22 protein-coding genes are annotated in these 24587 nt (G+C 42.5%); 17 read left to right on the top strand and 5 right to left on the bottom strand.

Translation table 11 applies throughout. From position 1 onward, the window contains the following. Positions 1–195 precede the first annotated feature (195 nt). The 5 genes from ADA42_RS18675 to ADA42_RS18980 all read left to right on the top strand — a co-directional run bounded on the left by ADA42_RS18675 (position 196) and on the right by ADA42_RS18980 (position 4509). A complete protein-coding gene (locus ADA42_RS18675) occupies positions 196–699 on the top strand; it encodes a DUF7380 domain-containing protein (RefSeq protein ID WP_206541109.1) in 504 nt (167 codons plus the stop codon). Between the two features lie 36 nt (positions 700–735). Next, positions 736–2022, top strand: coding sequence for a DUF4209 domain-containing protein (locus ADA42_RS10675; protein ID WP_206541108.1), 1287 nt, complete (start codon positions 736–738; stop codon positions 2020–2022). A 538-nt stretch (positions 2023–2560) separates the two neighbouring features. Then, the gene (locus tag ADA42_RS10670; RefSeq protein WP_004936298.1) at positions 2561–2770 is read left to right on the top strand and encodes a cold-shock protein; all 210 of its coding nucleotides are present in this window, start codon (positions 2561–2563) and stop codon (positions 2768–2770) included. Positions 2771–2987: 217 nt separating this feature from the next. Further along, entirely contained in the window at positions 2988–4250 is a 1263-nt protein-coding gene (gene mhpT, locus ADA42_RS10665; protein WP_048765142.1) for a 3-(3-hydroxy-phenyl)propionate transporter MhpT, read from the top strand. Between the two features lie 145 nt (positions 4251–4395). Continuing rightward, positions 4396–4509: a hypothetical protein gene (locus ADA42_RS18980; RefSeq protein ID WP_004936303.1), complete on the top strand. Its 114-nt coding sequence runs from the start codon at positions 4396–4398 to the stop codon at positions 4507–4509. On the opposite strand, the gene ADA42_RS10660 is transcribed toward ADA42_RS18980, so the two are convergent. After that, positions 4472–5911, bottom strand: a complete 1440-nt coding sequence (locus tag ADA42_RS10660) for a PLP-dependent aminotransferase family protein (protein ID WP_048765140.1) — start codon at positions 5909–5911, stop codon at positions 4472–4474. The two genes, ADA42_RS18980 and ADA42_RS10660, sit on opposite strands and share 38 nt — an antisense overlap. Positions 5912–6297: 386 nt before the next feature. Here ADA42_RS10660 and ADA42_RS10655 point away from each other — a divergent pair, with 386 nt between their 5' ends. Together ADA42_RS10655 and ADA42_RS10650 are read left to right on the top strand one after the other, a co-directional pair. Next, complete coding sequence (locus ADA42_RS10655) at positions 6298–6597, top strand: hypothetical protein (protein ID WP_048765139.1); 300 nt, start codon at positions 6298–6300, stop codon at positions 6595–6597. Positions 6598–6631: 34 nt separating this feature from the next. Next, positions 6632–8041, top strand: a complete 1410-nt coding sequence (locus ADA42_RS10650) for a S8 family peptidase (RefSeq protein ID WP_048765137.1) — start codon at positions 6632–6634, stop codon at positions 8039–8041. A 56-nt stretch (positions 8042–8097) separates the two neighbouring features. On the opposite strand, the gene ADA42_RS10645 is transcribed toward ADA42_RS10650, so the two are convergent. Beyond that, positions 8098–8973, bottom strand: a complete 876-nt coding sequence (locus ADA42_RS10645; protein WP_048765135.1) for a LysR family transcriptional regulator — start codon at positions 8971–8973, stop codon at positions 8098–8100. Between the two features lie 348 nt (positions 8974–9321). Between ADA42_RS10645 and ADA42_RS10640 the strand changes: the two genes are divergently transcribed. The 10 genes from ADA42_RS10640 (at position 9322) to ADA42_RS10595 (ending at position 21321) form a co-directional block, all read left to right on the top strand. Then, entirely contained in the window at positions 9322–10479 is a 1158-nt protein-coding gene (locus ADA42_RS10640; RefSeq protein ID WP_048765150.1) for a cyanate transporter, read from the top strand. A 117-nt stretch (positions 10480–10596) separates the two neighbouring features. Then, entirely contained in the window at positions 10597–11349 is a 753-nt protein-coding gene (gene hutC, locus ADA42_RS10635) for a histidine utilization repressor (RefSeq protein WP_004936319.1), read from the top strand. After that, positions 11346–11924: a HutD family protein gene (locus ADA42_RS10630; protein ID WP_048765133.1), complete on the top strand. Its 579-nt coding sequence runs from the start codon at positions 11346–11348 to the stop codon at positions 11922–11924. The genes hutC and ADA42_RS10630 overlap by 4 nt, the downstream gene beginning before the upstream one ends. Positions 11925–12163: 239 nt before the next feature. Continuing rightward, entirely contained in the window at positions 12164–13840 is a 1677-nt protein-coding gene (gene hutU / locus ADA42_RS10625) for a urocanate hydratase (protein WP_048765132.1), read from the top strand. Between the two features lie 77 nt (positions 13841–13917). Then, positions 13918–15456: a histidine ammonia-lyase gene (gene hutH, locus ADA42_RS10620; protein WP_048765130.1), complete on the top strand. Its 1539-nt coding sequence runs from the start codon at positions 13918–13920 to the stop codon at positions 15454–15456. 64 nt (positions 15457–15520) lie between these two features. Further along, a complete protein-coding gene (locus ADA42_RS10615) occupies positions 15521–16936 on the top strand; it encodes an amino acid permease (RefSeq protein ID WP_048765129.1) in 1416 nt (471 codons plus the stop codon). A gap of 50 nt (positions 16937–16986) precedes the next feature. After that, positions 16987–18207, top strand: a complete 1221-nt coding sequence (gene hutI / locus ADA42_RS10610) for an imidazolonepropionase (protein ID WP_048765126.1) — start codon at positions 16987–16989, stop codon at positions 18205–18207. A 16-nt stretch (positions 18208–18223) separates the two neighbouring features. Continuing rightward, positions 18224–19144, top strand: coding sequence for a formimidoylglutamase (hutG, locus tag ADA42_RS10605; protein ID WP_171249934.1), 921 nt, complete (start codon positions 18224–18226; stop codon positions 19142–19144). A gap of 135 nt (positions 19145–19279) precedes the next feature. Beyond that, positions 19280–20539 (top strand): putative DNA modification/repair radical SAM protein, encoded by a 1260-nt coding sequence (locus ADA42_RS10600; protein WP_004936346.1) that lies wholly within the window; start codon positions 19280–19282, stop codon positions 20537–20539. 2 nt (positions 20540–20541) lie between these two features. Next, entirely contained in the window at positions 20542–21321 is a 780-nt protein-coding gene (locus ADA42_RS10595) for a TIGR03915 family putative DNA repair protein (RefSeq protein ID WP_004946343.1), read from the top strand. Between the two features lie 38 nt (positions 21322–21359). Here the strand turns inward: ADA42_RS10595 and ADA42_RS10590 are convergent, their stop codons facing one another. The 3 genes from ADA42_RS10590 to ADA42_RS10580 form a co-directional block, all read right to left on the bottom strand. After that, positions 21360–22061, bottom strand: a complete 702-nt coding sequence (locus ADA42_RS10590) for a VIT1/CCC1 transporter family protein (RefSeq protein ID WP_048765124.1) — start codon at positions 22059–22061, stop codon at positions 21360–21362. Between the two features lie 222 nt (positions 22062–22283). After that, positions 22284–23708 carry a deoxyribodipyrimidine photo-lyase gene (phrB, locus tag ADA42_RS10585; protein WP_048765122.1) on the bottom strand — a complete coding sequence of 475 codons (1425 nt, stop codon included), beginning with the start codon at positions 23706–23708 and terminating at the stop codon, positions 22284–22286. A gap of 198 nt (positions 23709–23906) precedes the next feature. Continuing rightward, positions 23907–24389, bottom strand: coding sequence for an FKBP-type peptidyl-prolyl cis-trans isomerase (locus tag ADA42_RS10580; protein ID WP_004936362.1), 483 nt, complete (start codon positions 24387–24389; stop codon positions 23907–23909). Positions 24390–24587 lie beyond the last annotated feature (198 nt).

Raw genomic sequence — 24587 nt, 5'->3', positions numbered from 1 at the left:
GTGTGAGTCCTCCGTGAGTTCGAATCTCACCGCTTCCGCCAAATTTTATACAAAGCCCTGAGTATGTCAGGGCTTTGTTGTTTTTGGGGTTTATGCAACATAAGCCTGTAGTAAGCAAAATAAAAAATTAAAGTATTAAAATTTATGTATATTTAATAAGTATTATTTTTAAATTTATAAAAAATTGAGAGTCAGATGGAAAATACATTAGATCATGCACGTGAGAAATTTTTAGAATGTAATTGGGAAACAAATATTCCTGAAAATGATCATTATGGTTATTCCACCATTATGCAAAGTCTACAAACATTAGCGAAAAGTATGTTGGATACAGGAAGAACTGAGGAACATAAAGTTCTCGAGTTATTATCCAGAGCAGCTTCGATGAGACTTATACCAAGTAGCTTAAATGAACCGTTTAAGCCTATATTTGAAGATTTTCAAATGGGTAGAAGATCTACAATTCCTGAAGACTTCACGGCAGAAGAATTGTCTTTTTTTGAACAGATTCTAGATGACATAAGTGAGTCATTTTTAAAGGCGCGACTTGCTGATATTTTGTGGTTAATGCAAAAGCCTAAAGATATTAACCATGGAAGATTAGCTATTGATGCTTATATTGGAAATGAAATTGATGACCAATCTTGGCAAAAAGATATAAATAAATGTTTAGAACGAGGAGCACGTTTAGCTATATAAATTAAGGATTGGGAACGTTTAGAACAAATAAAAAGTATGCTTTTTGCAGCTTTCCTTAAAGAGTATTCAGATAGTAAATTTATGCAGCTATGGATTGCTGATTTACTAGACACATTGAAGATTGACGATGATTTAAGGTCTCGAATAGCACAAACCTTATATGACAAAGCAAATGACTTAAAGAATAATAGTGACTTTCTTTCCGCAATCTTATATTTCGAACTATCTTCAAAAAAAAATAAGCAAGATGGTGAAGTTGAAAAACACTTACAGTCTTTAGTGGCAATTGCTGAATGCTACGTTTCAGAAGCTAAAAAGAGAAGTTTAGATAGTAATTTGGTGGCAAATGGTTTTTATGAAAATGCTGTTCAAGCGTATCGCCGAATTCCTGTTAGAGATCGAAGTAAATATGATATCGAAAGTAAGATAATTGAGATTCGTCAGAAAATAACTTCTTCAGGGCAAGCTTCTTTAGATGAAATGGTTTCTTTTACATTACCTAATGTAGATATTTCAGATTTAATAGAATCATCTATTAACCATGTGAAAGCAAAAGCTACTCCTCAAGAAGCCTTATTATTTTTTACAGGTGTGAGTCATCCAATTAAATATGAAAAATTATTAAATAGTGCTAACGATATTCTAAAGAATAGTATCTTTGGGAGTTTATTTGGGGGACGTCATCTCAGTAGTGATGGGCGTGTGATAGCAATCACGCCAGGTAGAAATTTAACAGCCGGAGAAGATGATCCTGCAAATCAAGCCGCTTTACTTCGTCAAGCTCAAAGCCAATTTTCTATCCACATTGATTTTGCGGTTCAAGCTCAAATTCTTCCATCATTAAAACAGCTTCAACTGGAACATAGATTCTCTAAAGATCTAATGATTGCTGTTTGTAAGCAGTCACCTATTGTTCAAGATGGTAGAGAAATTTTAATGGGTAATGCCTTATGGTTAGGTTTTGAAAATGAATTTGGTCTTGCGATACATCTTCTTTGTCCACAAGTTGAACATATCGTTAGATCATTATTAAAGCAAGCGGGTGCAATTACAACTAATCTTTCTATTGATGGTATAGAAAATGAAAATGGATTAAGTACATTAATGGAACTTCCTGAAGCTGAGCAGATTTTTGGAAAAGATTTAACTTTTGAAATCAAAAGTATTTTCACAGAAGCCTTGGGCTATAATTTAAGAAATAATGTAGCACATGGTTTATTAAATGATGATGAATCAACGTCTATAGCTAGTATTTATGCATGGTGGATGATTTTAAGATTAATTATTCGTTCAATTGTTCATGGTAAAATTATAAAAGATTAATGGTTTATTAAAATATTTACATTTGATTGATATTTAATAATTCAATCTATCTTCAACCAGCTTTCTCTGAGATATAGCTTCACACTCATCACAGAAAAAATAAATGAAAAAGCGACTAATAAATAATACTCGCTTTTTTATACGAATTTCAGCTCAAATGAAATCAAACATATTGCATTCTTTATAAGTTACCTTTTGTAAGATCAACAGTCTTGATCGTGCTGGTGATTTATTGTTTTTTAAGTTTGAACACGATCTCATCTAATCCCTATTGCTGGATTCACAAAGCTTTGAGCGAGTAACCAACAAAATCCCGAATGAAGTTGCGAAACAGACCCAAGATACGGTTGAATAATTTCATTTTTGCTGTATGCTAATTGCAACTAGAAAAATTAGACGGTTAGTTCAATCTTCTTTAAGTATCGTAGTTTTAGTCTTAATCCTTCGTTTTATAGATCTTAAGCTCAATTTGTTCAATTTTTACAGTTAAATAGTCATCTCGCATGACGCTCCACCCTTAAAATTTATAGGATAGATTATGTCTAACACAGCTACTGGTACCGTTAAATGGTTCAACGAAACTAAAGGTTTTGGTTTTATTCAACAAGATTCTGGTCCAGACGTATTTGCTCACTTCAAAGAAATCGCAACTGACGGTTTCAAAACTTTGCATGAAGGCCAACGCGTTTCTTTCAACATCGTTGAAGGTAAAAAAGGCCCAAGCGCAGTGAACATCACTCCGCAATAAGGACATCTGTCCAAACAAGAGCACCTTCGGGTGCTTTTTGTTATTTAGAATGAAGTTTTAACTCGCTCGTAGGAGTGATCCAAACAAGATCAATTGAAGTAATTATGCTATTCATAATTTAATTCACTATTGTGTAAATAAATAATCTTTGTTAGTTTGAAAAAAATCAAAAACAGCTCGGAAAGCTGATTTATACAAAATAAAAAGGAAGATAAACATGCAAACGGTTGAATCCGGTCTTAAACAGCCTCCTCATTCATCTCATGTCATGATCATTACTTTGGTATTGTGTTTTATTTTTGCGATTATTGAAGGTTTTGACTTGCAGTCTATGGGTGTTGCTGCCCCACGTATGAAAGCAGAAATGCTGTTGTCGAGCGCCGAGATGGGTTGGATCTTCAGTGCTGCTGTTTTGGGGACTTTACCCGGTGCATTAATTGCAGGACGTATTGCCGATGTGATAGGTCGCAAAAAAGTGTTAATTGCCTGTGTCATTATTTTTGGTGCAATGTCTCTCATTACGCCTTTTATGCAGGAATATACAGCTTTATTAGCGATTCGCTTTTTGACTGGTATCGGCATGGGTGGCGCACTGCCAATTGTGATTACCATGGTATCTGAGGCGGTTCCCGATAAATATAAGGCCACAGCAGTCAGTTCGATGTATTATGGTATGCCAATTGGCGGTTTTTTGACTTCTGTAGTTGCACTAGGCTTAGATGCAGATCATCAATGGCGACATATTTTCTATCTGGGGGGCGGGGCGCCACTTCTTTTAGCCGTTGTTCTTTATTATTTTTTGCCTGAATCAAAAGCTTATCTGAAAAGCCATCAACGGCAAAGTACAAAATACAGTATGTCTGAGGTGCTATTTTCTCAAGGACGAACCCGCACCACCGCAAGTTTATGGATCAGTTTTTTTGGAACCTTACTGGTGCTGGCCTTGCTACAAAACTGGCTTCCTACACTGATTGCCGGTTTAGGATTAACTAAGCATCAAGCAAGTTATATTCAAATGGGATTTAATCTGGGAGGTTCTGTTGGGGTGTTACTTCTGGGCCTGATGCTCGATCGTTTCAATAAAATTATGATTGCGATGTGCGCATATACCGGAATCTTCCTGTCATTGATTGGTTTGGCCTATTCGCATACGACTGTTGCCTTCACGCTCTCCGCCGCAGGGTGTGGTATGTTTGTTATTGGGTGTCAGTCGATTTTGTATACATTGGCTGCAACATATTACCCTACAAAAATGCGGGGGACTGGTGTTGGTGCCGCAGTGGCGTTAGGACGAGTTGGCGCATTTATCGGGCCACTTTTCGCAGGCTATTTACTGAGCGTTGGCCAAAGTGAAATCTTTGTAATTGCCTCCAGTATTCCCATGATTTTAATTGCTGCACTCTCCGTACTGTTTTTACTGTACCGACCAAATCATCAGCCAGTTACCGACACGGTGGCATCTTCACTTAAATCTTCTTGATCGGCTAAACCTAAAGCTTGACTCATTCAGCGCCTCTTGTGCGCTGTTATGGTCTGTTATAGTGTATTCATCAAAAATTGTATCTACCAGTTTTCCTATGGTCTGCCAAACTCTAAAGTGTCATATTCAATCAGGAGTGGACAGCATGAACTTTTTATTTCGTAAAAATAAAGCCTGGTTTGTTTTTTTTATCATTACGTTTTACTCATTTCTGGGCTTTTTTATGGGTTATCTGATTTGGGAATATGCATTGAATTGAGTGCAAATTGTCGCTTAATCGACTGTGCGAGTTGTTGAAGTGCCTGCTCAATGGTGGCGTCAATTTCAAACGAACAGTTTAAGCGCAAATGATGCGCATGTTCGGGGCGCTGATTAAATAAATAACCTGGCGCAATTCCAATCTGGTGCTGTAGGAGATCTTGGTACAACTGTTGACTGTCTAGCTGTTCTGGAAGAGCAATCCACAAAAAATATCCAGAAGGATAATAATGTATGTGGCAAGTCGCTGGTAGTCGCTGTGTCAGTATTTCGTAATATTGATCTTTAAGACGTTTTAAGCTGCTACGCAACTGCTTTAAATGTTTGTCGTAATGGCGTTGAGACAGATATTCGACCAATGTACTTTGAATCAGCGCATTCACAGAGATGGTGCTCATCAGTTGTAAATGCTGAATTTGCGCCGAGAATTGTGCAGCATACACCCAACCTACACGAAATCCTGCGCCTAATGTTTTAGAAAATGAACTACAGTGTATCACTCGATGATGTCGATCAAAGAATTTCATCGAGTGTGGTTTGTGTACGCCGTAATACAATTCCTCATAGACATCATCTTCAATCAAGTACACATCATGCTCGTATAGTAATGCTGCAAGCTGTGCCTTAATTTCATCACACACGGTAAAACCAATCGGATTCTGGCTATTGAGCATCAATAAACATACTTTTATAGGGTAGGTGATCAGTGCTTGCTTAAAAGCCTCTAGATCGAGTCCGTATTCAGGGTGATCCGGTAGTATGATCACATTTAAACCCAGATTTTCTGCGGCTTGCCAAGCACCATAAAAAATGGATTCTTGTAGCAAAATATAGTCGCCTGCCTGAGTAAGCGCGCGTAGTGAAAGATTCAGTGCATCTAACCCACCCGAAGTGATCACAATATCTTCTGGGTCTGTCGGAATACCCTGCATGCAATAGCGCTGCGCTATGTATTTGCGTAATGCATAATTTCCTGGTGGAAGGCTTGGCATTTGCTGATAAGCCGCTTTGTGTTTAGCTTGTCGAGCCAATGTATGCATCAGCTGCGCTGAATAAAGTAAACGGCTGTCAGGAAAGGCACTTCCAAATGGCACAATATGCTCAGACTGAATCGACTTTAAATAACGAAATACCCGTGAATTGATTTCGATATTGGTACTCTGAACCATGTTATGTGTGCCCGATGCAGGCACTGGAGGGACAGCAACAAAGTATCCAAGCTTTGATTTAGAATAAATTAACCCTTGAGCTTCGAGCTCCTGATAGGCATTTAAAACGGTCATTAAGCTAAATCCAGAAATTTGGACTTGCTGTCTAAGCGAGGGAAGTTTGTCATGGGCTTTCCATGTCCCTGTTTCGATCAACCGCTTTAAGCTCAGTGCCAGTTGTTTGGATTTTTGCATATGATGGTCATGTGATTTGTCTGGATGACTATAACAGATTGTGTATGGATGCTTAAACCAGCGTTTTTTACTTGGATAATTTGTAAATGCTCAAATGGTTTCAGGCCTTAAGTAAATTTCAAAGATAAGATTATTTGTGTAACAAAAAATTTAAATGACACATTTATTACAGCATAAATAACTTCAAGATAATTGAATTTAAAGCGTTTTTTTGTTTTATAAAGATATGAGGATTTTAACTCAGTATTTTTAAGAACTCTTCGTCAGTTTGTAGCTAGTTTTGATAATGATTCTCAGGTATGTTCGCTTGAAATTTGATCATGGATGATCTGGTTTTATCGATAGATCAGCCCATCACATCAACCTCAATTCTACACGGATGAAACATGCGAATTGCTTCTATTTTGCTATTAGTTATTGTGCTTCTGACGTTATTGTTTTTTTATTTTCAACCATCTGAGACAGCTATCCCAATCAAGCAAAGTACTGCACAAGCTCAAGCAGGGCAGCTTGATCAGCCATCTCACCTAAATAATATCACTACTCAAGACGTGACATCTCATTCACTTACTCAAGCAGAGCAGCAAGCATCCGACAGCGCGCCACTTGCCGATACCAAAAGTGATCTGAGCATTCAGCCCATAGATCCAGAAAAGGACCCGGGTAATCAAATTATTAAACCCTAACGTTTCTTCACCCAACAAAAATGGAATTAAACACATGCATAAGTACATGCTATTCATTGTAAGTATTGGATTGGGAATAACATCAGCGCACGCTCAGCTTTCATCTGAACAAGCTCGGGCGAAACTGTCTGCACAGGCGCTACAAAAAGTTGCACAAGGTAAAATTAATCTGGATGCACTATTGAATAATGCATCCAATGATTTGATTGTCGAGACGAATCATACACAGCCATTAACAAGCACATCCTTAATTACACAACTGCATCAACAAAAACAGAATTTAAGACAACGTCTATCCGTACTTGGCGGTGTGCAGTTAATGCGTGATTACAATGCATTGCCTTTGACTTTTTATCGAATTCAACAGCGTGATACTTTGGTAAAGTTGCTCAATGATCCAGAGGTCAAAGCGGTTTATCCGAATATAGCGTCTAAAACCATGGCCAATGAAAATCTGAATCTGATTGGCCAACCAGCAGTAAAATCTAAAGGTTATACTGGTCAGGGAACATCGGTGGCAATTTTAGATACTGGTGTAGATTATCGTTTAAATGATTTTGGAAACTGCACACGTGCCGGCACACCAGCCAGTTGTCGGGTCAGCTATGCTATGGATATGGCGCCAGAAGATAATCAACTTGATGACAGTGAAAAACACGGCACCAATGTTGCAGCGATTGCTGCCACAGTCGCGGCAGATACCAAGATTATTGCCATGGATGTTTTTCGTGGCAAACTGGCGTATGACAGTGATATTGCAGCGGCATTAAACTGGGTGACCAACAATGCCAAAACCCTCAATATCAAGACTGCAAACATGAGTCTTGGGGGAGATTTAAATACTTCGACCTGTACAGGCTCATTATCAAAAAGCTTTCAAACGCTACGTGAAGCAGGTGTATTACCCGTTGTAGCGGCAGGAAACTCGGCTAAATCCAATGCCATTTCATATCCGGCCTGTTTACAGGGAGCAGTCAGTGTAGGGGCAGTGTACGACTCAAATATTGGCCGTGTCATGTATAGTTCATGTACCGATAGCAGCTCTTATGCAGATAAAGTCGCTTGTTTTAGTAACAGTTCTGCAAATTTAACATTACTTGCACCGGGTGTTCGAATTTCAGGTGGTGGCATTGTTATGAGCGGTACTTCTCAAGCAACACCGCATGTGGCGGCTGCACTGGCCATTATTCGAGCCAATAATGCCTTTGCAAATGATAGCCTCGACGAGAGCGTCAATCGACTCAAAAATAGTGGAACATTGGTGACCGATACTCGAAATGGTTTACGTTTTTCTCGTCTCAATCTGGCCGGAGCATTAAGTGGCTTAACAGGTACTCCAACGCAAAATAACACGGCAACGTTTGATCAGAACAACAGCGCAGCTGCGCCTGCGACACCAACAAAATGTACCAGAACATTATTTTTTACCAGTTGCCGTGGCTAGTCTGAATCATTGAACTGAGTGTGATCGCTCAAAATGCGTGGCGATCACATTTCCTTTTACTCAGCACTTATCGATGTGGATGGCGCAAACTGATGCAAACGATTTTGTAATATTTGTGCCATTTGTGTGGCTAGTTCTGAGATAACACCATCTTTTTCCCAGCGATAAAGCGATACCGCCATAGCGGGTGCTCGCCCAAAGACGCTGTATTCGCGAACATTGTATCCTTGTGTGGCTGCCACGGGCAAAAGCGAGATGCCTAATCCTGCTTCAATACCGACCAAAACACTGGCAAGGCTATTGCTTGAAAAAGCGACATACCAGTGTTTACGTTCACGTTCAATAAAATCAAACATTTCGTCGCGGTACAATCCACCTTGCGGAAAGGTTACCAAAGGAATGGGATCGGGCCATACTTGACTAAAATGCTGACTTTCAAACCAGGCAATTGCTTCTGGAAATGTTGCAAAATGATCTGCACTGGCCATCGGTTCCTTTACAATCACTATATCAAATTGTCCTGCGCGATAGCGTGTCATTAAATCGCGACTTAATCCCGCCGTGACATCAAGCCGGATTGAACGGTGTGCTTCACTAAAACCATGCAGTAATCTCGCCATTTCCGTATTCATAATGTCTTCTGGTACTCCAATACGGATGGGAATACTGCCTGTGGTGGTGCTCAGTACATTTTGTGCTTCAAGTTGCAAGGCCAGAATACGTCTGGCGTATCCTAAAAGCGACTCGCCCGCTGTGGTCAGTTGTAAAGAACGGGACTGGCGCTCAATCAAAGGCTTACCGACAGCGTGTTCTAGCCGAGCCAGTTGCTGACTGATGGTCGATTGGGTCATATGCAGTTGATCTGCCGCCAAGGTAAAGCTTCCCGTTTCAACAATCGCCACAAATGCCCGAAGTAAACGAGGATCAAACATGTGGTGCTCCCAAATCGCTACAACGATCCTAAAAGTAAGTATTTATAATCTTAATGTATTCGATTAAATAATTTAATTTCTAAATATAAAAGATCATGTTTATGCTGAGTAGTGAGAACGTACAGAACGGTTTTGCTGAGCAGTATAAGAAACAAGAATATCTAAAAACTTGAGGAACATTTGAGTGAATGTGGATCGTGAGTTTTTACGCCATTTGCCAAGCAATCGATGCAAATTTGTTATGTTCCTACTCGCCCAGAACATCTCCCAGAGATCTATGCGTACTGGCAATCCATTAACATACCCAATCAACAGTGAGTAAATCAGGTGACCAATCGAGCTTTATTGATGATAACAGTGGCTTTAGTGGGGTTAAATTTGCGGCCCTTTATGACCAGTATTGGCCCTGTGGTCAATCGGATTAAAGCCGATATGGGCCTTGGTTTACAAGGAATTGCACTGCTGACATTGGTTCCTATGCTGCTCATGGGGGTGATTGCGCTGCTGGGCCCGTGGATACACAACACTTTGGGTGAGCGAAAAGCCAGCCTGATAGCTTTAACTCTGATTTGTATAGGATGTGCGTCTCGATTTATCGCGCCGAATGGCTTATTACTGATTGGTACGGCAGGCGCAATTGGGCTGGGTGTCGCGATGTTGCAAGTGACATTTCCAAGCTTGATTAAACGAGAGTTTGCCGATCAGATGGGACCCATGATGGGGCTTTATTCTGCCATGCTCATGGGAGGCGGCGCGCTTGGCGCATTTTTAACGCCTCTGATCACTGCACAATATGGATCGTGGCAGTTTGGCCTTGCAATTTTTAGTGTTCCGGCACTGGTTGCGCTGCTTCTTGCGGCACGTTATTTAGCTCAGCCATCACAGCATAAGCTTCAATCAGCTTCGATTTCGCTGTTTTTATCACAACCGCGCACGTGGTTGCTGATTGTATGCTTTGGGCTAATTAACAGTGGTTATACCAGCATTGTGGCATGGCTGGCACCTGCTTACCAAGAATTGGGCTGGAGTGCTAAATCAAGCGGAAACCTCATGGCGATTTTAACGCTTTGCCAAGCCATTTCCGCTTTAGTTTTGCCTTATTTGGCCCGGAAAAATCAAGATCGTCGGCTATGGCTCAGTGCGGCACTGGTGATGCAAATTGTAGGTTTTGCTGGCTTGGTTTTTATTCCTCAGATGTTTGCCTATGTATGGGTAATGCTGATTGGCGCAGGTTTAGGAGGCTGTTTTGCACTGATGATGATTATTGTGCTGGATCACTTATCTGATCCAGTCATGGCAGGTCAGCTTTCTGCATTAATGCAAGGAGGCGGTTTTTTAATTGCCGCAATTGCGCCATGGTGGGTTGCCATTTTGCACGATATAACAGCGAGCTATACCACCGCTTGGATGCTACAGTTGTTCATGGTGATTGTGGTCACTACTTTGGTGTATAAATTTAATCCTCGCCATTATGCCGATGTAATCGATGTAGAGGGAAAAAGATGAATTTAAAGCGATGAAAAAGCTACAATCAAATAAAAATTCATATGTATAGTCTTGTATATACAATTAAAGCTAAATCACGCTAAAATATACGAGTAAATATTCTATGAGCCGGAACTGATGTCAAGACCTACCACACACAATGATCTGGAACTCTCGCTGGCACAAGACAGCCCTGTTCCGTTATATCTGCGTGTAAAGCACATGATTTCACAGCGTATTTATGACGGGACTTGGCCTGTAAACAAAAAGATTCCATCTGAAAGTGAATTGGTCAATTTGCTTGGCTGTAGCCGGATGACAGTAAATCGAGCACTTCGAGAGCTGACCACTGAAGGCTTACTGGTTCGTATTCAGGGCGTTGGGTCATTTGTTGCAGAAGGACAAGGGCGAACTGCGTTATTTCAGGTCAATAATATTGCCGAAGAAATATTGGCTCGAAATCATAAGCATCATGCCCAAGTACTGGTGCTTGAGAAAATTCAGGCCAATGCCGAACAAAGTGTGTTAATGCAAATTCGTGAAGGGCAGACACTGTTCCACTCGATTATTGTACATTTTGAAAATGATGTACCTGTCCAAATTGAAGATCGTCTAGTCGATCCGGTCATCATTCCTGATTATCTTGATCAAGACTTTCAAAACATTACACCTAATGCATATTTGATGTCTAAGGCCCCGGTAACTGAAGGTGAACACGTGGTCACTGCCATTCTCGCAACAGCACAGGAATGTAAATGGCTCAAAATTAATAAAACTGAACCGTGCCTGCTGATTCGACGTCGTACATGGTCGAACAAACAATTGGTTTCAAGCGCAAGATTGATTTATCCGGGCAGTCGCTATTTTCTGGAAGGTAAATTTACCCAATGATGAAACATCTTCTGGCCTCAGATTATAAAAAAATGCGCTGGAAGAATGGTTTGGGATATACGCTGGAATTGGCTCGAAGTGCTGGCGATGATCTGGCGCATTTTGAGTGGCGAATTTCCATGGCGGATGTTTCTGCATCTGGTGCATTTTCCAACTTTTTGGGAATGCAACGCATCTTGAGTGTATTAGAGGGTGCAGGGCTTTGTTTGAACATTGAGGGGATTGTCCATCAACTCAATAAGGGCCAAAGCATTTGCTTTTCTGGCGAGCGTAACGTATTTGCCGAATTGTTAAATGGGCCGATTCGTGACTTTAATCTGATTTATAACCCAAATCTTTGGCAAGCGCAGCATGTACGCTTGGCTGCAAAGTCGGCGCAAATTCGTCATATTTCGGCAGATCTTATTTTTCTGTTTAATGCCTCGACCGAGCCTCAGGTACTACAAATAAATGGAAAATCCTGCCTGCTTCTGCATTATGAAAGTATACTTTTAGATCGGCAAGAAGCGGTAGAATCTATACTGACGATTTCTGGAATTTTTAAGAATTTGTGCATAATTGAATTAAGAAAGTAAATTTTTGAATGGATCAAAGTAACACATACAGCCCTAGGTTGTATGTGTTTTTTTATGGCGTATAAAAATTAAAACAATAAAAAACATTGTCTTATATATTAATTTCCACAATTTTTAAAAAAGCATCTTTTCATTAAAAAGGATTTGTGTAGTATATGGATGTATATACAAGTTAATACATCGCTATACAGTGAAGTGAGCTTAAATTTCACTTCAAACTCAAAGGAAGGAGTCCTCTTGTGACCACAGCAACAACCAAATTCCGTGATATTGAAATTCGTGCACCTCGCGGTACAAAGCTCAACACCAAAAGCTGGCTGACCGAAGCACCATTACGCATGCTGATGAACAATCTTGATCCAGATGTGGCAGAAAATCCGAAAGAACTGGTGGTTTACGGAGGGATTGGTCGTGCTGCGCGAAACTGGGAATGTTTCGATAAAATTGTCGAAACCCTTAAAAATTTAGAAATTGATGAAACTTTATTGGTTCAATCGGGCAAGCCTGTCGGCGTGTTTAAAACCCATCAAGATGCGCCACGCGTCCTAATTGCAAATTCAAACCTTGTGCCGCACTGGGCCAATTGGGAACATTTTAATGATCTCGATGCCAAAGCCTTGGCAATGTACGGGCAAATGACAGCAGGCTCTTGGATCTACATTGGTAGCCAAGGAATTGTGCAGGGAACCTATGAAACTTTTGTAGAAGCTGGTCGTCAGCACTACAACGGCAATTTGAAAGGGCGCTGGGTATTGACCGCAGGTTTGGGGGGAATGGGCGGTGCTCAGCCACTTGCTGCAACGCTGGCAGGTGCTTGTTCTTTAAATATCGAGTGTCAGCAGGCGAGTATCGATTTTCGTTTACGCACACGCTATGTCGATGAGCAAGCAACAGATTTAGACGATGCACTGGCGCGTATTAAAAAATACACTCAAGAAGGTCAAGCTGTTTCTATTGCCTTGCATGGAAATGCAGCAGAGATTTTACCTGAACTGGTGCGCCGTGGAGTACGTCCAGATATGGTGACAGATCAGACCAGTGCACATGATCCGCTCAATGGTTATTTACCTGTAGGTTGGACATGGAATGAATACCGTGAGCGCTCTAAAACCGAGCCAGAGCAGGTGGTTCAAGCTGCTAAAAAATCGATGGCGCATCACGTTCAAGCCATGCTTGATTTTAAGAGTATGGGCATTCCAACCTTCGACTATGGCAATAATATTCGCCAAATGGCCAAAGAAGTGGGTGTAGAAAATGCATTCGATTTTCCAGGTTTTGTACCGGCCTATATTCGTCCACTTTTCTGTCGTGGAATAGGGCCATTCCGCTGGGCTGCACTTTCGGGAGATCCAGAAGATATCTATAAAACTGATGCGAAAGTGAAGGAGTTAATTCCTGACGATGCGCATTTACATCGCTGGTTAGATATGGCACGTGAGCGAATTAGCTTCCAAGGTTTACCTGCACGTATTTGCTGGGTCGGGTTGGGCCTGCGTGCCAAACTCGGATTGGCATTTAACGAAATGGTTCGTAGTGGTGAGTTGTCAGCGCCAGTGGTCATTGGGCGTGATCATCTCGATTCTGGCTCGGTGGCAAGTCCAAACCGTGAAACCGAATCGATGAAAGATGGCTCTGATGCTGTATCGGACTGGCCACTTTTAAATGCACTACTGAACACAGCAGGTGGTGCGACATGGGTATCATTGCATCATGGTGGCGGTGTCGGAATGGGCTTTTCTCAGCATTCAGGTGTGGTGATTGTCTGTGATGGCACAGACGAAGCAGCAGCACGTATTGCACGAGTTTTAACGAATGACCCTGCAACTGGTGTAATGCGTCATGCCGATGCAGGCTATGAAATCGCAATTGATTGTGCCAAAGAGCAAGGACTAAACTTGCCAATGATCACGCAATAACTTGCTCAAATTGAGGTGATAGATGCTGATACCGAATCAGCATCTAAAATAAATATAGCGCAAACAGGACGCCAAACATGGAACTCTTACTTCAACCGGGCAAACTCACCCTCGCAGATTTACGCCAAGCTTATCATCAGCCGATTAAGGTAAAACTCGATGAGAGCGCATCTGCGGCGATCAATGCGAGTGTGGCCTGTGTCGAAAAAATCGTAAACGAAGGTCGCACGGCCTATGGCATTAATACAGGTTTTGGCTTACTCGCATCGACCAAAATTGCACCTGAAGATTTAGAAAAATTGCAACGCTCATTGGTGCTGTCACATGCAGCAGGGGTGGGCGAACCACTCGATGATGCTATGGTGCGCTTAATTATGTTGCTTAAAGCCAATAGCTTAGCACGCGGTTTTTCGGGTATTCGCCGTAAAGTGATTGATGCACTGCTCGCGCTGATCAATGCCGAAGTCTACCCGCATATTCCCTTAAAAGGCTCTGTGGGAGCTTCGGGCGATTTGGCGCCACTGGCCCATATGTCGCTGGTATTACTTGGTGAAAGTAAAGCGCGCTATCAAGGACAGTGGATTTCAGCAGTTGAAGCCCTTAAAATAGCCGGCCTTGAGCCGATTTCACTGGCAGCTAAAGAAGGTCTGGCGCTGCTCAATGGAACACAGGCCTCTACTGCCTATGCCTTGCGTGGACTCTTTGAAGCAGAAGATCTCTTTGCAGCAGCAACCGTATGTGGTGGTTTAAGCGTTGAAGCCATGCTCGGATCACGCGCGCCGTTTGATGCACGAATTCATGAGGTACGTGGTCAGCGCGGGCAAATTGATGTTGCAGCAGCGTATCGTGACTTACTGACAGAGTCGAGTGAAATTGGGTTGTCGCACGAAGAGTGCAGTAAAGTTCAAGATCCGTATTCACTACGTTGTCAGCCGCAAGTAATGGGAGCGTGTCTGACGCAAATTCGTCAAGCAGCTGAAGTTCTTGAAATTGAAGCAAATGCAGTGTCTGACAATCCGCTAGTCTTTGCGGCAGAGGACGATGTGATTTCGGGAGGAAACTTCCATGCAGAGCCTGTGGCGATGGCTGCAGATAATTTGGCAATTGCAATTGCGGAAATAGGCTCGTTGTCAGAGCGTCGTATTTCTATGATGATGGATCGCCATATGTCGCAGTTGCCGCCTTTTCTGGTGGCCAATGGTGGTGTCAACTCTGGCTTTATGATTGCACAGGTGACAGCAGCTGCATTGGCAAGTGACAATAAAGCACTTGCACATCCTGCCAGTGTCGATAGTCTACCGACGTCTGCCAATCAGGAAGACCACGTATCCATGGCACCAAATGCCGGAAAACGCTTGTGGTATATGGCCGACAACGTACGTGGCATTCTGGCGGTAGAGTGGCTCGGGGCATGCCAAGGACTTGATTTCCGTGAGGGATTGAAAAGTTCACCAAAACTTGAGCGCGCGCGGCATTTATTGCGTGATCAAGTGCCTTATTACAGCGAAGATCGCTTTTTTGCACCTGATATCGAGCAGGCCAGCGCGTTACTCGCAAGCGGATGCCTAAATGCGTTAATTCTTCCAAAATTATTGCCGAGTTTGTCTGAAGTGTGATCTATAAATCGGTCACATGGAGTGGCCGAATCTAACTGAATTTCCTCAAGGATTGGAGATTAAAATGTCACAACACTCCACATTACAGCGCGGGTTGAATACCCGTCATATCCGTTTTCTGGCCTTAGGCTCTGCCATTGGAACGGGTTTATTTTATGGTTCAGCAACAGCAATTAAAATGGCAGGCCCTTCGGTCATCTTGGCGTATATCATTGCCGGAATTGCAATTTATATTGTAATGCGGGCGCTGGGCGAAATGGCGGTACATAACCCAGTATCGGGTTCATTTAGTCATTATGCCTCGCAGTACATCGGGCCGCTCGCCGGCTTTACCACCGGCTGGACTTATGTGTTTGAAATGGTGATCGTGGCACTTGCCGATGTCACCGCATTTGGGATTTACATGGGGTTTTGGTACCCCGATGTACCGCGCTGGATCTGGATCATGTCATTAATCATGTTTCTGGGCGGGATTAACCTCATTCACGTTAAAGTATTTGGTGAGCTTGAGTTCTGGTTATCAATTGTCAAGGTCACTGCCATTATCGCCATGATTGTGGGTGGTTTGGGCCTGATGCTTTACGGCTTTCATGCAGATCATTCGAGCTTTACACCGGGATTACAAAATCTCTGGATTCATGATGGCTTTATGCCAAACGGCATTGCAGGACTGATTGCCTGTTTGTCGGTGGTAGTGTTTGCTTTTGGAGGCATCGAGATTATTGGGATTACCGCAGGTGAATCACAAGATCCGAAAAAGACCCTGCCGAAAGCTATTAATGCAGTACCGGTACGTATTTTACTATTTTATGTGCTGACTATTTTTGTATTAATGTCGATCTTTCCATGGAACCAGATTGGCAGCCAGGGTAGTCCCTTTGTACAAATTTTTGAAAATTTGGGCATTGGTTCTGCTGCCACGATTTTAAATATTGTGGTGATCACCGCTGCAATTTCGGCCATTAACAGTGATGTATTTGGTGCAGGGCGTATGCTGTATGGCATGTCGAGTCGCGGACAAGCCCCTCAAATCTTTCAAAAGCTTTCTAAGAACGGCGTGCCATGGATGACCGTGGTGGTGATGGCGGGTGTTTTGCTGGTTGGCGTCATTTTAAATTATCTTATCCCTGAAAATGTATTCATCATTATTGCCTCGATTGCCACCTTCGCGACGGTGTGGGTATGGTTGATGATTTTGCTTTCACAAGTCGCGATGCGTCGCAAACTCTCTGCGGCTGAAATTAAAGCGCTCGATTTTCCGGTGATTGGCTGGCCAATTGCACCAGCCTTCGCAATTATATTTATGCTGTTTATTTTGGCGATGATGGGATATTTCCCAGACTCCCGACCTGCGATTTATGTGGGTGCCGGCTGGCTGATTTTACTCTGGATTGCTTACATGATTTGGGTGAAACCCAAGCAAGGTCATGTAGAAGAAGACACCACAGCGCTTGAGCACCGTGCAGAAATGGAACGATAACACTTAAGCAGCATCCGTATCATGTGCGTATGCTGCTTCAGGAAAAAACAATGAAAACGCTTTGGAAAAACTGTCACATGGCAACTATGCGTGACGGTCAATATTCAATCATAAAAAATGCGGCATTGATCAGTTCAGGTACACATATTAACTGGATTGGTCCAGAACAGGACTTGCCTGATATTACAGATATGCATGTCTGTGACTTGCAAGGACGCTGGGTGACACCGGGGCTAATTGACTGCCATACACACAGTATTTTTGGTGGCAATCGAAGTTTAGAGTTTGAGCAGCGTCTTGAAGGGGTGAGCTACGCCGAAATTGCAGCACAAGGAGGGGGTATTGCCAGCACTGTGCGTGCAACCCGCGCCGCCACTGAAGATGAATTACTGGCTTCGGGTCTCAAGCGCGTTCGTGCCCTGTTAAGAGACGGTGTGACCAGTATTGAGATTAAGTCAGGCTATGGGCTGGACTATACAAACGAACGTAAAATGCTGCGGGTGATTCGTCAAATTGCCAAGCAGCTCCCCATGACCGTGAAGAGTACCTGTCTTGCGGCACACGCCATGCCACCAGAATACAGCAGCACAGATCAAGATGCATATATCGATCATATCTGTAACGAGATGCTTCCTAAGCTACATGCCGAAGGCCTGATCGATGCGGTAGATGCATTTTGTGAATATCTGGCTTTTACGCCAGCACAAGTGGAGCGCGTGTTTCAAACGGCGCAGCAGCTAAATCTGCCAGTCAAGCTTCATGCAGAACAGCTTTCTGCATTGGGGGGAGCCGCACTGGCAGCACGTTATCAGGCACTTTCAGCAGATCATCTGGAGTATTTAACTGAGCAAGATGTGATTGCGATGGCAAAAAATAACACCGTTGCGGTTTTATTGCCTGGTGCTTTTTATTTCTTACGCGAAACAAAATATCCACCAGTGGCTTTGTTGCAGCAACATGGTGTGCCAATTGCCTTGTCGAGTGATCTAAACCCAGGAACATCGCCTGCGCTTTCTTTAAGACTGATGATGAACATGGGCAGCACCTTGTTTCGACTAACACCTGAACAGACACTGGCTGGTGTAACCCTATATGCCGCACAGGCTTTGGGTTTACAACATTCACACGGTAGTCTGGAAGTGGGTAAGGTGGCCGATTTTGTCGCCTGGGAGATCGAACACCCCTCAGAACTGACCTACTGGCTGGGCGGAGATTTGTCCAAGCGAATTATTCGTCATGGTCAGGAAATTGAATATTCAGTTTATGCATGAGGTAAAGGGAATGACAATTCACCCAAGCTTTCAGTGGAAAGGGCGTCACGATGGTGATGGCACAGCGCATTTACGCTTTCACCATCTTGTGGGGCAAAGCCCGACGGCTACGTATACGCTGATCGGGTTTGCATCCGATGAAGGTGTACGACGAAATCATGGCCGGATGGGAGCGTCGCTTGCGCCAGATGCAATTCGCACTCAGTTCAGTAATTTGCCGGTTCATCAAAGTATTTCGATTTCAGATTGGGGCACGATTTACTGTGAAGATGCTGCACTTGAAGCTGCGCAGGAGCAACTTGCGACAGCAGTAGATGCATGTTTGCAACAGGGCAGTAAACCTGTGGTACTCGGTGGCGGTCACGAGGTGGCTTTTGGAAGTTTTTCTGGGTTATTTCGGCATGTCTTAAATCAAGATTTAAATAAAAAAGTTGGCGTCATTAACTTCGATGCTCACTTTGATTTGCGTGAAGCCACTCAAGTCACATCAGGTACGCCTTTTTACGATGCCGCAATGCTATCTGCACAACATGGTCAAGATTTTCATTATTTATGCTTAGGCGTTGCCAAACATTCAAATACTCAAGCCTTATTTGAAACAGCCGAGCGGCTTCATTGCGACTATTTGTTCGATCATGAGCTAAATAGCAGCAATCTAGATGCGGTATTGCGAAAAATAGATACCTTTATAGCGCGTGTAGATGAGCTTTATATCACGATTGATCTCGATGTTTTTCATGCCAGCATCGCTCCGGGCGTAAGTGCACCGGCTGTTAAAGGGATCGATCTGGCTATTTTTGAACCTCTGCTGCAACGCATCAAGGCAAGCGGAAAAGTAAAAGTTTTGGACGTTGCAGAATGTAATCCAAATTTTGATCTCGATCATCGGACAGCGAAGCTTGCGGCGTATATTATTTATCTGTACATGACAGATTGAGGCGGTTTGCTGCAACGCAAAGTTGTTTACATTTAACGCGACATCTGGTGTCGTAAATACATCAAATGCATGTCTACACTGAACGGCGATTTTTTATAATAGCGCTATGGGCAATCGCAGATCAGGTAGACATGCATGACAGATCGTATTCGTGAAAAGCTGCAAATTCTTGCAGATGCAGCCAAGTATGACGTTTCATGTTCATCAAGCGGCAGTGATCGAAAAAACAAAGACAAAGGGTTGGGAAATACCGGATCGGGTATTTGCCATAGCTATACCGAAGATGGCCGCTGTGTCTCGCTCCTTAAAATTCTATTTAGCAATGTATGTATTTATGACTGCTCTTATTGCGTATCTAGGCGTTCAAATGATGTCAAACGAGCTGCATTTACGGTGCAAGAAGTGGTCGATCTGACCATTAATTTTTATCGTCGTAATTATATAGAAGGGTTATTTTTAAGTTCAGGAATTTTCAAGTCTGCCGATTACACCATGGAGCGAATGCTTCAAGTGGTCAAAAAATTACGTTTGGAAGAAAATTTCAACGGCTATATTCATTTAAAAACCATTCCGGGTGCTTCACCAGAGCTGATTACCGAGGCGGGGCTTTATGCCGACCGTATGAGTATTAATCTTGAAATGCCGACTGAAGCAGGTTTAAAACAATTTGCACCTGAGAAAAGCCACGCCGAAGTACAAAAAGATTTAGGCATTGTTCGAGACCGCTTAATTCAGTTTAAAGATGAACGCAAGCTGATTCGCTCTGTGCCAAAATTTGTACCTGCGGGTCAAACTACACAAATGGTGGTAGGTGCCTCAAATGAGACCGATTATGATGTCATGATGATGGCCGATCAGCATTATAAAGATTACAAGCTTAAACGGGTTTACTACTCAGGTTATATCCCAATTAATGATCAAGACAAGGCTTTGCCAGCGATTGGTTCTGCACCCCCGTTATTACGTGAAAATCGTTTGTATCAGTCTGATTGGCTGATGCGCTTTTATGGCTTTGCTGCCAATGAGATTGTCAATCCGCAGTTTCCTAATCTGGATTTGGAGGTCGATCCAAAGTTAAGCTGGGCACTTCGACATCCCGAATATTTTCCTGTCGATATCAATCGAGCAGACTATCAAATGATCCTACGAATTCCAGGCATTGGGGTACGTTCGGCCAAAAAAATTATTCAGGCGCGTCGTTTTGGTCCACTACGTACCGACCAACTTAAAAAAATGGGTGTGGCCTATAGCCGCGCGCAGCATTTTATGTTTTGTATCGACACGCCAGCCTATAAAAAAGAGCTACATCCGACACAGGTTCGCCAGCAAATTCTGCAGTCGGGTCAATCTAAGTACACCAAACAATTATCACCGCAGTTGGGGTTTGGCTTTTAGCGATGGTGATATATCAGTTTGATGGCACAATGACCGGGCTTTTATGCTGTATCTTTCGTGCATTTCAGTTTAAAGAGTTTGATGTGACGTTGGCACTTGAACATCAGGCTCAAGATTCGTTGCTTGCCGAAACAATTGAGATTGCGAGCCATGAGGCACAGGCCAAACGCGTTTGGGAAGGTTTAAGTCAAAAACTCTCAAATGAAGGCCTGAAACGCTTTTATTACAGCTATTTGTCTGAGCAACTGCCGGCTTATCAGCATTTGTTCAATTTTGCTGTCTATGTCTTTCAAAGCCATATTTCGATTGAAAAAAATTATGGCAATCCAGATGTGTTAGGTGTTGCACAGTGGACCAAGCAAGTGGGACGTGAAAAACATCGTATGGAAGCATTTGTACGGTTTAAAAAAACCAAAGAAGGACTTTTTATCAGTTTGGTTCGTCCAGATTTTAATGTATTGCCGTTGATTCAACGACATTTTAAGGCCCGTTACCAAGATCAAGAGTGGCTGATTTACGATGAAAAACGCCACTACGGTATTTATTACGATTTAAATACCATTCATCAAGTCGAACTCAATGCGAGTACCATCGATAAAAATATCGACAATGGCTTTAGTCAGAATTTTGACCTTGAGCTGGATGAGCAGGAGATGCTCTACGACCAGCTCTGGAAAGACTACTTCAACAGCGTCAATATTCAGGCCCGTAAAAACATTAAATTGCATATTCAGTATGTGCCAAAGCGTTACTGGCGATATATGAATGAAAAGATCATCTAATGTTGTTTGAGGCCTGATTGATCATTTGCAGCTCAAGATTAAATAGGTCCGACCTGAAAAAATGACCCAACCCAGCTTGAAAAGGCCATCGCCAAAATGCCCCAAAGTGTAATCCGTAAGCTGCCTTTCCAAAGTGCTGTACCGGCAAAATAACTCGACAGTGCCCCCATGATTGCCAAAGAACATATACCAACAATCAACACCACGATCGACACCAAATGTTCAGGACTCAGCAAAATAGCCAGCATCGGGCAAAGTGCGCCCAATGAAAAAGACAAAGCCGATGAAAACGCGGCTTGAATAGGACGTGCCGCTGTTTGCTCAATAATACCAATTTCATCGCGCGCATGTGCTTCAAGTGCATCTTTCTCGGTTAACTGAATGGCAACTTCTTTGGCCAGTTCTGGGCTTAAGCCGCGGCGCATGTAAATGATGGTTAACTCTTCTAATTCAAGATGAGGATTCTTTTCAAGCTCTCTTGCCTCAAACTTCAAATCGGCATGCTCAATGTCCTTTTGCGACTGAACCGAGACATATTCACCTGCGGCCATGGACGTTGCACCCGATATCAAACCGGCCAGACAAGCAATAAACAAGGTATGCGAGCTTGCACCACTCGCGGCCATTCCCATGACTAAGCTGGTCACTGAAATAATCCCGTCGTTCGCCCCTAGCACAGAGGCACGTAGCCAACCGGTACAATGAATATAGTGATCTTCTGCATGATGCGAGTAGGTCATAGGCTTACCTGAATACATAAATCGATGAGATGAGTAAAACGGTTTATTCTTAGTTTTTACTTATTCAAAATAAGACAAACGCATATTTTTATTAAACGTTATCACAATATAGCAAGTCAGCTGTTTTTTCTATTTTATTTTATGGCATGACTTGAGTTCCGGTTTGAATGGGGTAAAGCTTCCAGAAAAACATAAATAGCCTTCTGAAAGCCAACAGATGAGTTAATTATTTTTAAATACTTCAATCGCCTCTGCACGACTGGCTTTTAAATCGACAATCGGTTTTGGATAGTTGAGCTTCGAGATTTGTTTACTCGCGTATGGCTCATGGATTTGAGTGTTATCCAAATGTTTGAGTTCGGGGAGCCATTCTCTAAGAAATTTCCCGTCTGGATCGAATTTTTCCGATTGGCTGACTGGATTAAAAATACGGAAATAGGGTGCGGCATCGGTGCCCGTCGAAGCACTCCATTGCCAGCCGCCATTATTGGCCGCAAAATCACCATCGATCAAATGTTGCATAAACCATTGTTCGCCTTTACGCCAATCGATCAGTAGGTTTTTGGTCAGAAACATGGCACAAATCATACGGACACGGTTATGCATCCAGCCTGTTGCCTTGAGCTGACGCATGGCGGCATCGACAATCGGAATGCCGGTTTGACCTTGTGTCCATGCTTCAAAATGCGCGTCATTGTCTTTCCATGGAATGGTTTTGGTTTGATCTTGAAAGGGCTGATGGCGCGACAGCTTTGGAAAGTCAAACATGAGTTGCTGATAAAACTCGCGCCAGAGTAACTCATTCAGCCAAACTTCCTGACCTTTATTTTCTAATAAAAACTGGCCCTGATGTTTTGCAAAAATTGCCTGTACACATTGACGAATAGACACCAGACCAATGGTCAAATACGGTGAAATACAACTGGTTCCTTCAGCGGCCGGATATTCACGCAGCTCGTGATAGTGATTGATTTTATCTTTTATAAATACTTCAAGACGCTTATGCGCTGCTTTTTCACCAACAGGCCAGAGGGCTTGGGTTTTTTTATCGATTTCGTCATAACCCAAGTCCGTCATGGAGGGAAGTTTTGAGTCATCTGCTTTGATTTTTGGTACATCCGACTGAGCTTCGGGTTGCGGGAAGCATTGAGGAAGACTGATATTGAGCAGTTCGTAGCAGTTTTTCTTAAATGGTGTATACACCTGATAAGGCGCATCACTTTTATTACGAATACTGCCTAAAGTGAATAGGGTTTTATCTTGATACAGTTTTAAATCTTTTTGAATGGCATTGAGTGCTGTTTGAGCCTGATGATCCCGCTCAAGTTCGTTAATGCCTACTTCGACATTGGCATAAACATTTTCAATCTTGTAGTGCTCTACCAGCTTGACTAGCTCGTCTGGAATATCTTTCCATAATGGAATGGTGCGTACAATCAGCGGAATATTGAGTGCTGTTAAATCGTCTTTAAGCTGTGCAAGTTGACGTAAATAAAAATCGATTTTTATTGGCGCATCATCATGACCTTGCCATTGCTCAGGAGAGAAAATAACCAATGCAAGCGTTGTGCCGGCCTGTGTTGCATGCCATAGCGCAGATTGATCGTTTAACCGAAGATCATTTCGAAACCAGATCAATTGATTCATCTGTAGACCTATTTAAAGTGTTTAAATTTATAAAGTGTGTGAAAGCGAATTGTCTTTAATCTTATAAGTAAAAAAGTGAGCGAGATGTGAAATGCTGTTTAATTTTAGTTCATGCTCTATTTTTATCATTTTTTGTGTGTTGGATGCATAAAAAAAGGTAAGACCGAAGCCTTACCTTTTATACTGGATATTTCCAGCTTAGTGGTGGTGACCACCTACACCGTGAACGTGTCCGTGATCTAACTCTTCTTGAGTTGCATCACGAATTTCAACGATTTCAACTTCAAACGTTAAATCTTGACCAGCAAGCGGGAAGTTGGCATCAACAACAATGTTGTCGCCTTCAACAGCTTTAACTGTAACGATCTGAACGCCGTCATCAGTTTGCGCTTGGAACTGCATGCCCGGTTGAATGTTTTCAACACCTTGGAACATTTGAGCTGGAACTTCTTGAACGAGATCAGGATTGTACTCGCCATAACCTTCAGCAGCTGGAACATTCACTGTAAATTTGTCACCAACAGCTTTACCTACAAGTGCATTTTCCAAACCTGGGATGATGTTACCTGCACCGTGCAAATAGGCAAGTGGTTCGCCTTGAGATTGGTCAAGGGTTTCACCTTCAGCATTCGTTAATTTGTAGTGGAATGAAACCACGTGGTTATTTGCAATAGCAGTCATGTTTGTTGATCCATTCAATCAATTTAAGTTCACATCATAAAGTGAAAAAGCAGATTTGTAGATTAAAAATCGCAAAATCTCACAAATTTCACATTTAAGCGTTCATTTTTTCTTAGTTGGAGACGATTTTTAGCTTTTCAATGCGATTTATCAAATTTTATTGAGTTTTCTGCTCAAAATGTCTTAATTTAAGTTGAA

The sequence above is a fragment of the Acinetobacter sp. 243_ASPC genome, from assembly GCF_001054715.1.
GTDB lineage: Bacteria > Pseudomonadota > Gammaproteobacteria > Pseudomonadales > Moraxellaceae > Acinetobacter > Acinetobacter soli.
Note: the sequence above shows the minus strand (reverse complement) of the source record. Positions and strands in the feature narration are given on the sequence as shown.